General features: G+C 65.3%; 9 protein-coding genes and 2 CRISPR repeat arrays. All 9 genes read left to right on the top strand.

Annotated features, from left to right (window positions below; genetic code table 11):
* Nucleotides 1-12 precede the first annotated feature (12 nt).
* The 9 genes from QH168_RS25185 to casB all read left to right on the top strand — a co-directional run bounded on the left by QH168_RS25185 (nucleotide 13) and on the right by casB (nucleotide 13,256).
* Entirely contained in the window at nucleotides 13-1,734 is a 1,722-nt protein-coding gene (locus tag QH168_RS25185) for an ABC transporter substrate-binding protein (RefSeq protein WP_280468217.1), read from the top strand.
* A 37-nt stretch (nucleotides 1,735-1,771) separates the two neighbouring features.
* Nucleotides 1,772-2,344, top strand: coding sequence for an adenine phosphoribosyltransferase (locus tag QH168_RS25180; RefSeq protein WP_280468216.1), 573 nt, complete (start codon nucleotides 1,772-1,774; stop codon nucleotides 2,342-2,344).
* Between the two features lie 91 nt (nucleotides 2,345-2,435).
* Nucleotides 2,436-2,830: a CRISPR direct-repeat array (repeat unit 29 nt; unit sequence GTGCTCCCCGCGCATGCGGGGATGAGCCT).
* 252 nt (nucleotides 2,831-3,082) lie between these two features.
* Nucleotides 3,083-3,967: a hypothetical protein gene (locus QH168_RS25175; protein ID WP_280468215.1), complete on the top strand. Its 885-nt coding sequence runs from the start codon at nucleotides 3,083-3,085 to the stop codon at nucleotides 3,965-3,967.
* Between the two features lie 160 nt (nucleotides 3,968-4,127).
* Nucleotides 4,128-4,399: a CRISPR direct-repeat array (repeat unit 28 nt; unit sequence GTGCTCCCCGCGCATGCGGGGATGAGCC).
* Nucleotides 4,400-4,595: 196 nt separating this feature from the next.
* Nucleotides 4,596-5,054 carry a MarR family winged helix-turn-helix transcriptional regulator gene (locus tag QH168_RS25170; RefSeq protein WP_280468213.1) on the top strand — a complete coding sequence of 153 codons (459 nt, stop codon included), beginning with the start codon at nucleotides 4,596-4,598 and terminating at the stop codon, nucleotides 5,052-5,054.
* Complete coding sequence (locus QH168_RS25165) at nucleotides 5,051-6,289, top strand: epoxide hydrolase family protein (protein WP_280468211.1); 1,239 nt, start codon at nucleotides 5,051-5,053, stop codon at nucleotides 6,287-6,289. The genes QH168_RS25170 and QH168_RS25165 overlap by 4 nt, the downstream gene beginning before the upstream one ends.
* Nucleotides 6,290-6,552: 263 nt before the next feature.
* Entirely contained in the window at nucleotides 6,553-6,771 is a 219-nt protein-coding gene (locus QH168_RS25160) for a phosphoribosyltransferase family protein (protein ID WP_432421167.1), read from the top strand.
* 1,318 nt (nucleotides 6,772-8,089) lie between these two features.
* Entirely contained in the window at nucleotides 8,090-10,954 is a 2,865-nt protein-coding gene (gene cas3 / locus QH168_RS25155) for a CRISPR-associated helicase Cas3' (RefSeq protein ID WP_280468209.1), read from the top strand.
* Nucleotides 10,954-12,609, top strand: coding sequence for a type I-E CRISPR-associated protein Cse1/CasA (casA, locus tag QH168_RS25150; protein WP_280468207.1), 1,656 nt, complete (start codon nucleotides 10,954-10,956; stop codon nucleotides 12,607-12,609). Before cas3 ends, casA begins: the two co-directional genes overlap by 1 nt.
* A complete protein-coding gene (casB, locus tag QH168_RS25145; protein ID WP_280468206.1) occupies nucleotides 12,606-13,256 on the top strand; it encodes a type I-E CRISPR-associated protein Cse2/CasB in 651 nt (216 codons plus the stop codon). The genes casA and casB overlap by 4 nt, the downstream gene beginning before the upstream one ends.
* The last annotated feature ends 10 nt before the right edge of the window (nucleotides 13,257-13,266 follow it).

Here is a 13,266-nt window from a genome sequence, read left to right as displayed (position 1 = left end):
GGGGTTCGGTTCATGCGACAGCCGCGAGGTTTCGCGTATCGTCTGCTCGCGACCGCGGCCGCCGCGGCGGTGGTGGCCGGACTTGCGGCCGGATGTTCGAGTGAGAGTCAGGTTCCGTCCATCGGGTTCGCCGTCGACGCGGCCGTCGCCAGCTACAACGGCGGCAGCACGCCCGGCGCGAGCACCGGCGCCACCGCGGTGTTCGGGCGGGTCCTGACCGGCTTCTTCTACACCGGCCCCGATGGTCAACAGATCGCCGACACCGATGTGGGCACGGCCAAGGAGGTGCCGGGGGAGTCCCAGACCATCCAGTACCGGCTCAATCCCGACGGTGTGTACTCCGATGGCGTACCCACCTCGTGCGATGACCTGATCCTGGCCTGGGCCGCGCGCAGCGGCCGGTTCACCCGCCCCGGCGACGGTGGCCCGCTGCCGCTGTTCGACGCCGCGAGCACGGCCGGTTACGAGGACATCGAGCGGGTGGAATGCCTGCCCGGTTCCAAGGACGCCACGGTCGTGTTCCGGCCCGACCGGCGCTATCTCGAATGGCGGAATCTGTTCACCGCCGGTGAGCTGATGCCCGCCCATATCGCCGCGCGTGCGGCCGATGTGCCGAATGTGGTGTCGGTGATGCAGTCCGGTGATCCGAACGCCATTCAGCGGCTGGCCGATTTCTGGAACAGCGGTTGGGCGCTGGCGCCGGGTGAGCTGGATGTGAGCCGGTTCCCGTCGTCGGGGCCGTACCGGATCGAATCGTTCACCGAGGACGAGGGCCTGGTTCTGGTGGCCAACGAACGCTGGTGGGGCAATAAGCCCGAAACCGGCCGGGTGGTGGTATGGCCCAAGACGACCGACCTCGCGGCCAAGGTGAGTGAGGGCGCTGTGAGCGTCGTCGATATCGGCACCGGCTCGGTCGGCGACCTCGATCTCGGTGGTTTCTCCGTCCAGCAGCTGCCGGGACGCGGCGCCGAGCAATTGGTGCTGTCCACCGGCGGTGTGCTCTCCTCCGTCGAAGCCCGACGCGCCTTCGCCCTGTGCATACCGCGCCAGGCCCTGTTCGACGAGATCGGCAAGGTACCGGAGGCCCCCGAATCCGGTCTCGGTTCCGGTCCGCTGAACTCCCGTACCGTCCAACAGGATTCGCTCTACTATCCGGCCGTCACCGGAGCCGCGGAATCCTTCCGCAACGCCGACATCACCGGATCGAAAGCGGCCCTCGCGGCAGCGGGCGTACCGGAATTGACCATCCGGGTCGGCTATCAGGCCCCCGACGATCGCCGTGCCCGAACCATCGCGAAAATCGCCGAATCCTGCAAACCCGCAGGTATCACCGTCGTCGACGCGGGCGCACCCGATTTCCGTCCCGCACAGCTCGCCGCGGGCGCGGTAGATGCCGTGCTGGCCGGTACCGCGAGCGTCCCCGGCCCCGCCGGTTCGATGGACGGCGTGGCCGCGACCAGCGCGTTGCGGACCGGTAGCGGGCTGAATTTCGGGCGATTCGGTAACGGCCGTTACGATGCGATCACCGATCAGCTTGCGGCCGACGACAACTCGACCGCACGGCTGAATCTGCTCACCGAGGCCGAGAACCTGCTGTGGGCGCAGATGCCGAGCATTCCGTTGTTCGCCACGCCGCGCACCATCGCCTTCGGCAGCGGTTTGCAGAACGGCATCGCGGCCCCCACCCAGGCGGGTACCGGTTGGAACATGGACCGGTGGGTACTGAAGCGGTGACAAGGTGTGTGGGTGATGTGACTATGGAGAGGTGTCGATGAGCAAGCACGCGGCGATCGAATCCGACGACGCAGTCGCCGAGCGGACAAGTAAGGCCGCAGCGGTCGTCCACCAGCTGACCCGCTGGCGCGAAGACTTCCCCGAACCCGGCGTCCGCTTCGCCGACCTCACCCCCGTCTTCGCCGACCCCGAAGGCTTCCGCACCGTCATCGACTGCCTGGCCGCCAGCGCCCCCGACGCCGACCTCGTCGCCGCCGTGGACGCCCGCGGTTTCCTCCTCGGCGCAGGCGTAGCCGCCACCCTCGGCACCGGCGTCCTCGCCGTCCGCAAAGCAGGCAAACTCCCACCCCCCGTCGTCACCCGCGAATACGACCTCGAATACGGCAAAGCCGCCCTCGAAATCCCCGCCGACGGCATCTCCCTCATCGGCCGCCGAGTCCTCCTCCTGGACGACGTCCTCGCCACCGGCGGCACCCTCTCCGCCGCCGCCGACCTCTTCGCCCAAGCAGGCGCCGAAATCGTCGCCGCGGCAGTGGTGTTGGAGTTGGAGGCGCTGGGCGGGCGGAAGCGCCAGGGGGAGTACCCGTTGACGGCGATCGTCACTGTTTGATCCGTGCGGTCGGTCGTCAGCGGGTTGGCGGGTTGCTTCGAAAGTGAATGAGAATCGGGTTACTCGTGGGTAGAGTGCCTGGTCGGGAAGTGTGCTCCCCGCGCATGCGGGGATGAGCCTTCAGCGCCGCGAGTTCGCGGGCTCAGCAGTGCGTGCTCCCCGCGCATGCGGGGATGAGCCTCCGCGTACCGATACAGCCGATACTCACGCTGCGTGCTCCCCGCGCATGCGGGGATGAGCCGTTGTAGCCTTCGAGGTCGTCGAGTTGGCGGGCGTGCTCCCCGCGCATGCGGGGATGAGCCGTCGGTCGATCAGATTCCAGGCCTCTCGCACCCGTGCTCCCCGCGTATGCGGGGATGAGCCGTCGGCGTGCGCGCATCGCCTGGTCGAGCAGATGTGCTCCCCGCGCATGCGGGGATGAGCCGATCTACGATCGGCCCCGCGACCCCTACGCTTAGTGCTCCCCGCGCGGGCGGGGATGAGCTGTGATGCTGGTGCAGCAGTAGTGTTTCCACCCCCGCCTATTCGGATCTCTGGCGGCGTTCGGGGCATCACTGGGGATAGCTGATTCTGATCGTGAACCTTGATGGCACCTGGTCGCAAATCTCGAGACCAGGGGTAGGCGTGTGGGGTCCAGGGACGAGAAAAGTTGCGCTGAGCTTGTCCAGGGGCGGTTGGCTGATGCCCCATCGCCGATGGTGAAATCATTGGGAGACGAGTCCTGACAGAATCGCCGCTATGAGCGTCATCCGTACCACCCCGCCGCGGCCGCTCGACGTCGCCACGGCCCTTCCTGCACTTGGCTCGCTGGCACGCCCGGCGCTGCGGTTACATCCCCGCCCCGGTTCTCCGTCGCCGCACGACAGTTCGGTCGGAGGTCCGCTGCTGTGGCCTGCGGAACACCCCTGGCCGTACTGCGACAAATGGCACGAGGGCCCGGTCTCTCCTCTGCTGCCGGTGGCTCAGCTGTATGTGCGCGATGTGCCGTTGCTGCGACCGCCCGGACGAGCTGACCTGCTCCAGGTGCTGTGGTGTCCCTTCGAGCATCCGCCGGAGTACAAGCCTCCGACCGAGCTGTTCTGGCGAACCGCCGCTGAGGTCACCCACGTCCTCGCCACGCCGCCCGCGCCGTCCGAGGTCGAATATGGCTATATGCCGGAGCCGTGTGTGCTCGCGCCGGAGCAGATCACCGAGTACCCCGACTTTTTGGAATTGAGCGAGCAACTGCGACAGCAGCTGGCGGACCGGAGCACATGGCAGGCGGCTGGCGCCGTGGTGGACGATTCCTATGCGATGGCCTGGGAGGAGTTCTACATCAACGAGTTGTCCATCGCTCCCGGCTGGAAGGTCGGTGGCTGGCCCCGGTGGGGTCTCACCGATCCCATCGCCCGGTTCTGTGTCGACTGTGGCGCCGCGATGAGCCCCCTGTTGACGATCGCCTCGAACGAATGGGACGCCAGCACCGCCAGTAGCTGGGCCCCACACGAGGATCGAGCCATCGCCGCGCTCGGTCACGCCAGCGTGGCGAACCCTCCCAAGGTTCAGGTTTCCAGAGGCAACCAGCTGCAACTCTACGTCTGCTCGAAGGTTCCGTACCATTCACACACCGACCTGATCCAGTGAGCCACTTGGGTCTCGCGGGGCCGGAAGGGCCAGTGGGAGTAGCCCTTGACGGCGATCGTCACTGTTTGATCCGTGCGGTCGGTCGTCAGCGGGGTTGCCGGGTGCTTCGAAAGTGAATGAGAATCGGGTTACTCGTGGGTAGAGTGCCTGGTCAGGAAGTGTGCTCCCCGCGCATGCGGGGATGAGCCGCTGGAGGCGTGGCGGCAGTTGCGTGCTCTCGGGTGCTCCCCGCGCATGCGGGGATGAGCCGAGGACACCCAGGTGCATGAAGTGATGCCTCATGTGCTCCCCGCGCATGCGGGGATGAGCCTGGCTGGCTGCTGTCGCCTGGGCGCTGGAGTTGGTGCTCCCCGCGCATGCGGGGATGAGCCGCACCGCGTTGTCGAACGCAAGCGCGATAGCCTGTGCTCCCCGCGCATGCGGGGATGAGCCGTAGTCGCGGACGATGGCGCCGAACGCGTCGTCGTGCTCCCCGTGTACACGGGGCTGGTCTCGCTCCAGCCTGTGGCGCGACTCGATGTCGCGAGTGCCTTGGGCGTGTGCGGGGAAAGACCCTACTAGAACTTCAGTAGCCCTACCTGTGGCCTTCGGTCCGTCATCTTGCATCGAATATTGATATAGTCCCCGGATGGATGCAGCCAATTCCATAGAGCGGCTAACTCTGTCGATCGAGAATTTCAACTCATTGTTCATCCGTCTTCCGTCCTCGGGGCGGTTGAACTTCTCCGCGCTTTCGGTGCTGCACACTCTGTCGAGGGTGGGGACGTGTCGGCTGAGCGACCTGGTGAAGACGGAGCAGATCAAGCAACCAGCGCTCACCTCGGCGGTGGCGAAGCTGGAGCGGGACGGCCTCATCGAACGCACGCCCGACCCGTGTGACAGGCGGGCCTCGATGTTGTCTCTCACGGCCGAGGGCCGGGCGCTGGTATCCCGACGTCATGCCGACCGTGTGGAGCGGCTGCGCAGTCTCATCGATCGGCTCCCGCCTGCTGACCGCACGCGGCTGTTGGGCATCGCGGGGGTCCTCGATCGGATCGTTCAGCTCTCCGACGAGCAAGACAACAACGTTGAAGGGAGCGAACCGTGAGCACCGGCGGGAACGTACTGCCGCAGACACCGATCGCCATCGAGGATCGAGTGCTCGAAGACCTGCGATCGCGGCTGCGTGCCACGATCTGGCCGGATGACAGCGGAAACGACGACGGAAGCTACGGTGTCCCGAGGGCGCTCCTCCAGGAGCTGGTGGAGTACTGGGCCGAGGGGTACGACTGGCGAGCCGCCGAACGAGCGATGAACGCCTACGAGCACTACCTCGTCGATGTGTCTGGTACTCGCGTCCACTTCATGCGCAAGCCGGGCGTCGGACCCGATCCGACACCGCTGATCCTCAGTCATGGGTGGCCCTGGACCTTCTGGCACTGGTCGAAAGTCATTGACCGGCTGGCAGATCCGGCTGCGTTCGGCGGAGACCCCACGGACGCTTTCGAAGTGATCGCCCCGTCACTGCCGGGCTTCGGCTATTCGACGCCCACCCGGCCGGACATGAACTTCTGGAAGATCGCGGACGTCTGGCACGAACTGATGACCGAGACTCTCGGCCATACCCGCTACGCCGCAGCAGGTTGCGACGTCGGCGCCCTCGTCACCGGGCAACTCGGCCACAAGTATGCCGACGAGTTGTACGGCATCCACATCGGGTCAGCCCTGAAACTCGACTTCTTCACCGGCGACCGCGCCTGGGACTTCTCCGGCGGCCGACCCATTCCACCCGACCTACCGGATGACCTGCGGCAGCGCCTGATCGAAATCGAGCGACGATTCGCCGTACATCTCGCCGCCCACGTCCTCGCGCCGAGCACCCTCGGCTACGGATTGGCCGACTCCCCTGCCGGCATGCTGGCCTGGATCCTCGAACGATGGATGAAATGGTCCGACAACGGCGGAGACATCTACACCGTCTTCACCCGCGACGACCTACTCACCCACGCGACGATCTACTGGACCGGCAACGCCATCACCAGCTCGATCCGCACCTACGCCAACAACAACCGGTACCCCTGGACCCCCTCACACAACCGAACCCCTGTCGTAGAGGCACCAACCGGCATCACCTTCGTCGACTACGAAAACCCACCCGGAATCAACACCTCGGAAGAACGCATCGAATCCTTCCTATCCAGCGACCGAGCTCCTTGGTACAACCACATCAACATCACCGCCCACCCCGTCGGGGGCCATTTCATCCCCTGGGAGATCCCGGAGCGATGGACCACAGACCTGGTTCGGACCTTCACATCACCTCCCACCTCTCGACCGGCGTAGACACCACCACTCGAACGCACCGTCAGCCCCGACAGCAGTCGGCGCGGCTCAGTTCCAAGGTCACCCGGGCCGAGTGATCTCTAGGCGCACGATGGCCGTTGAACACCGGCGCAGATTTCACGCTCCCCGCGCCCGCGGGGAATGACCCGGCTACCTGGCGGATCTGGCCGGTATGGACGTGTGCTCCCGCGCACGTGGGGATGAGCCGGAGAAGGTCGTAGAGCCCCGGGTTCAGCGGTCTAAATGAGAATGGCCCCGCACCGCTGGTTCGGGGCCATTGCCGACGGCATCTCCTTGGTCGGCCACGAGTCCTGCTCCTCGACGACTTCCTCGCTACCGGCGGCACCCTCTCGGCCGCAGCTGATCTCTTCGTCCAAGCGGGCGTCGAAATCGTGGCTGCGGCTGTGGTGTTGGAGTTGGAGGCGCTGGGTGGCGGAAACGTCAGGGGGAGTATCCGTTTGACGGCGATCGCCACTGTTTGATCTGCGCGGCCGGTCGTCAGCAGGGGCTGCCGGGTCGCTTCGGAAGTGAATGAGAATCGGTTACTACGTGGGTAGAGTGCCTGGTCAGGAAGTGTGTTCCCCGCGCGTGCGGGGATGAGCCGCCCGGCATTGCGCGCTCCCGCCAACTGGGAGCGTGTTCCCCGCGCGTGCGGGGATGAGCCGACGATCGTGCCCGGCCTGCGGAACTACAAGCTGTGTTCCCCTCGTGCGTGCGGGGATGAGCCCCAGGGGTCGTTGGCCGCGCACTTGGCCAGGACGTGTTCCCCGTGTGTACGGGGATGAGCCGCGGCAGATGGACTTCCTCTCGCCGAAGATCATGTGCTCCCCGCGTACGCGGGGATGATCCGTCCACCGGAAGCCCGCCCAAGGTGTCGATGACGTGCTCCCCGCGTAGGCGGGATGGTCCGGCCGTCGAGGTGCCGCGATCGATGCGATAGTGTGCTCCCCGCGTGGGCGGGGATGGTCTTCAATGGGAGGCAAGCCAGCGTTCGTCGTAAGTGCTCCCCGCGTGGGCGGGGATGAGCCGCTGTACCTGCGGTACGGATAAAGATGCTCCCCGCGTTTGCGGGGATGGTACGTGGATGATCTATGTCCTGCCCCGCTCTGTGGGGCAGGACATAGACATGACTGCCTTGGTTGGCGTTGAATCAGTTGAAGGTAAACTGTATCTGCGTTAGGGACTGCGCAGGCGATCGACGATTGCCCTACTTGCTCTGTGCGGCTAAGGATGATAAAACCATGCAACTTGCTGCGCCGGAACGGAACAGGAGCGCGATGCCAAACGATCGATGTCCGAAGGCAGGTGCTGTTCCTGGCCCCTCGGTCAGTGTGCGCGCCTTGGCTATCTCGATGTTCGCTATGTCGGCCGGTGTTGTGGCGGGAATCAGTTCTGGGCTTTGTGCATGGGCCCTGATTTCGCCCGTCGGGCCCGTCTGGGTGGCGATCGTTGGCGGCGTCACATCGGCGGTGAGTGCGTTCGTTGTCGTAGCGACATCCACTGCGTGCAAGCTTCGGCAGTTGGTGGTGTGAGGAGCGTGACAGGCTGTGGGCCCGGCGGTCGACACGGTCGCTGACCAGTGCGGTGATCACGTCTTCGGGGCGCGGTAGGTCGGCGCGGCTTGATCTGGGTGTGCGCCGAGAGGCGGTAGGAAAAACCTAAAGTTTGGGGTTTAAATTCAGCTTCCATGGGGTACCGTGCTGAGGGTCCTTCCGGCACAGGATATTTCTTCACTCGACAATCTGGCGGCACTCACAGCGTTCGCGCTCTGGCGACTCGCATGACGCTCGAGGAGCATCGATGGCACTGAGTTCGTCTGCTCGATCTGTGTGGGCCAAGTCCCCCGATGAGGAGGGCGCTTGGCTGCCGTTGTGGCAGCACATGGATGACTCGGCGATGATTGCCGGGGGCTTGTTCGATCGGTGGCTGGCGCCGAGTGTCGTGGGGATGCTGGCTGCGGAGTTCGGTGGGGATCGCGCGGCTGCCCGGTGCGCCGTGTGCTTCCTGGCGGGTGTACACGACCTGGGAAAAGCTATTCCTGCCTTTGCAATTCAGCATGGTGGTCTCGCACAGCGGATGCGTGAACATGGTCTGTACATGCCGAACACCCGGTATGAATTGCCCGAACGAGCCGAAGCGCATCACACGGTGGCGGGGCATCATCTGCTGATCAGATGGTTGTCCCAGCATGGGTGGGGACGTAAGAACGCTCTGGCCTGGGGTGTCGTTCTCGGCGGACATCACGGCGTTCCACCTGAACAGGATGTTCCGGCGCTGCCTGCCAGCTACCCGAAGCTGTTCGGTGAGGGGCAGTGGGTGCAGGTTCAGCGGGAACTTGCCGACCGCGTGGCGGAGCAGACCGGTGTCCTCGAGTATCTGGATCAGTGGCGGGACCACGCGTTGTCGATTCGGTTCCAGGTCATCGTGACGGGGATTGTCATCATGGCCGACTGGATTGCCAGCAATCAGGATCTACTGCCCTACCTGACCGGTCCCTTGCCCGAAGCTGTACGTGAGGATCGCCGGGCGGCGGTCGCTCTGGATCGGCTCGCCCTGCCGGTTCCCTGGTCACCGAACGATATTCCTGATGACGTCGACATATTGCTGCGCTCCCGGTTCACCCTCCCGGACGGTGCGGCACCGCGACCGGTTCAGATAGCGGCCTGCGAGATCGCCCGGCGGATGCCCGAGCCGGGTTTGCTGGTCATCGAAGCGCCGATGGGTGAGGGGAAGACGGAAGCTGCGTTGGCCGCTGCCGAAATCCTCGCCGATCGTTGGGGCGCAGGCGGATTGATGATCGCGCTCCCGACCCAAGCCACCAGCGACGCCATGTTCGGCCGGGTCGTCGATTGGCTCGACGCATTGGGCGCCGGTGGGCAGCAGGTCGGAGGTGCGATCACGCTCGGGCACGGTAAGGCGCGATTCAACCGGGTCTTCCAAGGCTTTGTCCGTGCTGGCAGATTCGGTTCGGCTGAAATCGGTTGTGACGATGAGAAAGTCGAAGGCGCGCGTGGTCGCCGTCGGGCACCGAATTCGGTGATCGCTCACTCATGGATGGTCGGCCGGAAGAAGGGCCAGCTGGCGAACTTCTCGATCGGCACCATCGATCAACTGCTGTTCGCGGGTTTGAAGGCCCGGCATCTGATGCTTCGGCATCTTGCGCTCGCGGGCAAAGTCGTGGTGATCGACGAAGTCCACGCCTACGACGCGTACATGAACTCGTACCTGACGAAGGTCTTGACGTGGCTGGGCGCATACGGTGTCCCCGTCGTCGCGTTGTCGGCCACGCTGCCCGCCGATCGTCGGCAGGCGCTGATGGACGCGTATCGGCGCGGGGTCGATCGTGACGCCGACCGTGTGGTGCTCAGTACCGTCGGCTATCCGATCGTCTCGTGGACCGAACCCGATACGGTCCACGCGCGCGTGGTGGAACCATCAGGGCGATCGATCAACGTTCGGGTCGAAGCGCTGGGCGGGGCCGTGGACAACGATCTGCCCGAGCTGACCTCGCTGTTGCGCGATGCTCTGTCCGAGGGCGGCTGTGCGGTGGTGGTTCGCAACACCGTGCGCAGGGTGCTCGAGACCGCGGCAGCACTGGAAGCGGAGTTTCCCGGGGCGGTGACCGTCGCCCACGCGCGGTTCACCGCGGCGGACCGTGCACGCAACGATCTCGGGCTGCTCGACCGATTCGGCGCGCCTGCACGGGCTACCACCCGCCCGGACAAACACATCGTGGTGGCTTCGCAGGTTGTCGAACAGTCGCTCGACGTGGACTTCGATCTCCTGATCACCGATCTGGCTCCGATCGATCTCATCTTGCAACGTATGGGCCGCCTACACCGTCATGAACGCGGCACCGACCAGTCCGAGCGCAAACCCAAGGTGCGGTCGGCGCGAGTGGTGATCGCCGGGGTCGAATTCGGTGATGGCGCACCGAAACTGGAGAAGGCAGCCGCGCGACACATCTACGGGGAGTATGAACTGCTGCGATCCGCCGCAGTGCTGCTACCTCACCTCGGAGCGTCGGTGACGCTGCCCGACGCGATCGCACCGCTCGTCCAGCGGGCGTACGGCAACAGCCCGGTCGGCCCCAACGATTGGCAGCCGACCATTGATGAGTCCCGGCAACGTTGGTCGGAGAAGGCGCAGCGGCGCGCCGAAAAGGCCGACGTGCATCAGATCCGCCCACCGGCGCGGCCGGGCCGCACGATCATCGGCTGGCTCTCGGCGAATGTCGGCGACACCGACGACGAATCCCAGGGCCAGGGCCAGGTTCGCGACGGCGCACCGAGTTTGGAGGTGGCGTTGATAGAGGAGTACCAGGGCGAATGGTTCACGCCGTCCTGGCTGTCGGACGGTGACGGTGGACGTCGGGTGCCGCGGGACGCCGCGCCATCCGACGGCCTCGCACAGATCATCGCCTCCTGCGCGTTACGGCTACCGCTCGAGTTCAGCAACGCGGACGCGGAGCAGGCGCTGTGGGCGGCGACCCCGGAGGAATGGGAGTTCTCGCCGATCTATCAGCTGCCGGTGCTGGTCGTGGACCGAGCGGGCAACGGCATGATCGGTGACCGACCGATCCGTTATACGCGGCACCGCGGACTGGACTCGAATCCGGATGCCGATGAACACCCATGCACCGCGAAAACCGGATCGGGGGAGTGATGACGCACAACGGATACAACCTTCTGGACGATCCCTGGATCGCCGTGCTCGGCACAGACGGCTGCGAGCGCGAATTGTCCATCCTGGAGGTCTTCGAGCAGTCGCCAAAATTGAACACCATCAGTGGCGAGGTTCCTACGCAGGCTTTCGCCATTACCCGGTTGCTTCTCGCCGTCCTGCACCGTGCACTCGAAGGGCCAGCTCATAGCGGTGACTGGAAGCAACTGTGGGTCGCGGGCTCGCTACCGATGGATCGGATTCGGGACTACGCCGACCGGGTGCGGCCGCGGTTCGATCTGTTCGACCCCGCGCGTCCGTTCTTCCAGGTGGCCGATCTGCGGACCTCGAAAGGAGAGGTCTCGAGCTTGGAGAAGATCGTCGCCGATGTGCCCAACGGTGAGCCGCTGTTCGCCACCCGCTCGATGAACAACCTGCGTCGCATCGACGCATCGGAGGCCGCGCGCTGGCTGGTGCACGCGCACGCCTTCGACCCGTCCGGCATCAAATCGGGCGCAGTGGGTGATCCGACGGTGAAGAAGGGGAAGGGCTACCCGATCGGCACCGGATGGTCCGGCCAAATCGGTGGAGTGCTTCCACACGGTGCGAATCTGCGTGAAACGTTGCTGCTGAACCTCATCGGCAATGAAGACAACATGTACGTCACCCTGGGCGGCGACGAAGACTTCCCGCCCTGGGAGCGGGAGCCCGACACCGCACAGTGGGTCGAACGCGGGCCTCGCGGCGCGATCGACCTCTACACCTGGCAGACCAGGCGGGTCCGGCTGATCGGCGACCGCACGGGTGTCACCGGAGTCGTGCTCGCCAATGGCGACAAGATCCAGCCGCAGAACCGTCATGGTCTCGACCCGCACACCTGCTGGCGGTACAGCGAACCGCAGACGAAGAAGCTGAAGACGACCGTCTACATGCCGCTGACCCACGATCCGGAACGCACGGTCTGGCGCGGGCTGGCGGCGATGCTTCCCGCCGGAGCCTGGAAGTGGCAGAGCAAATCGCGCCGTCCCCCGGAACGGCGAGCACCCGCCGTACTCCAATGGATCGCCGATCTGTGCTCGGACGGTGTTCTGCCGGATAGCTATCAAGCACACATTCGCGTAGTCGGCGCGGAATACGGCTCGCAGAGCGCCACGTTCGCGGAGATCATCGACGATGCGCTGCCGGTGAAAGTCGTGCTGCTGCGCACCGACCATCCCGCGGCCGGACAAACAGCGATCAATGCGGTTGCCGATGCTGAAGAATGCGCCCGGATCGTCTGGGCTCTCGCTGAGGATCTTGTCCAAGCGGGCGGGGCGGGACCGGATTCCGGGGCGGGTGACCGCGCCCGAGAGCGCGTGTACGCGGTGCTCGACGCACCCTACAGGGCATGGCTGGCGGCACTCGGTCCGGAATCCGATCTGGACGAGGTCCGCAGCGCGTGGCAGCGGATCGCGCGGAAGGCGATTCGTCCGATCATCGACGAACTTCTTGCCGCCGCGCCGCCCAGCGCGTGGCGGGGCAGGGATGTGCGGGGGCGGCACGTGAACGTCCCGCTGGCCGACGCGTGGGCCAGCGGTGCGCTGTTCAAGGCACTGCCGCTGTCGTTCGAGCGGTCGACCGACACCGTAGAAGAATCTTCGAAGGAGGTATCGGCGTGAGCACTACGAGATCGGACACCCGAACCGAGGCGACCGGTAGGCGCCTGGGACCGCTGGGGAAAGCGTTGAGCCCGCGGCTGAGTCAGCTGCAACGTAACTATCTACACCAATCCTCAACGGCCCGAGCGGAATTGGCGAAGCTTCGTCGTGGACTCGGTAAACCGGCCGGGAGCGTTCCCGAAATCTGGGAGCTGACCATCGGTGCGGCCTCGGACGCGATGATCGAGCGGGAACCCTCCCGGTATTTCGACGAGGACCTGACGACATCGGAGCAGGCGGCCCACGCGGCGCTGACGCTGTACGCCGCCCATCAGCAGTCGCGGACGGAACCGATGCACGTGCCGACAGTGACATTCGGTCGTGCGGTGCGGCAATTGGCCGATCACGACAGTCGCAGCAAGGAGGCTGTCGTCGCTCGATTCATGGCGACCGCGACCGCCGAATCAATCGACGAACTCCTCGTGCATGTCCGCGGTTTGATCAAGCAGATGCGTTCGGCGCGAATCGGTTTCGACTACGCGATGTTCGCCGACGATATCGATGGCCTGCTCCGTCCCGCTCGGGCACAGAGCGTTCGCCTCGCCTGGGGGCGAGCTTTTCACCGGCAAGAGCGGACAACCGAATCCAACGCCGACGACATCGACTGACCACACGACC

It is taken from the genome of Nocardia cyriacigeorgica (genome assembly GCF_029868385.1).
GTDB lineage: Bacteria > Actinomycetota > Actinomycetes > Mycobacteriales > Mycobacteriaceae > Nocardia > Nocardia cyriacigeorgica_F.
This window is presented reverse-complemented; position numbering and strand designations above follow the sequence as displayed.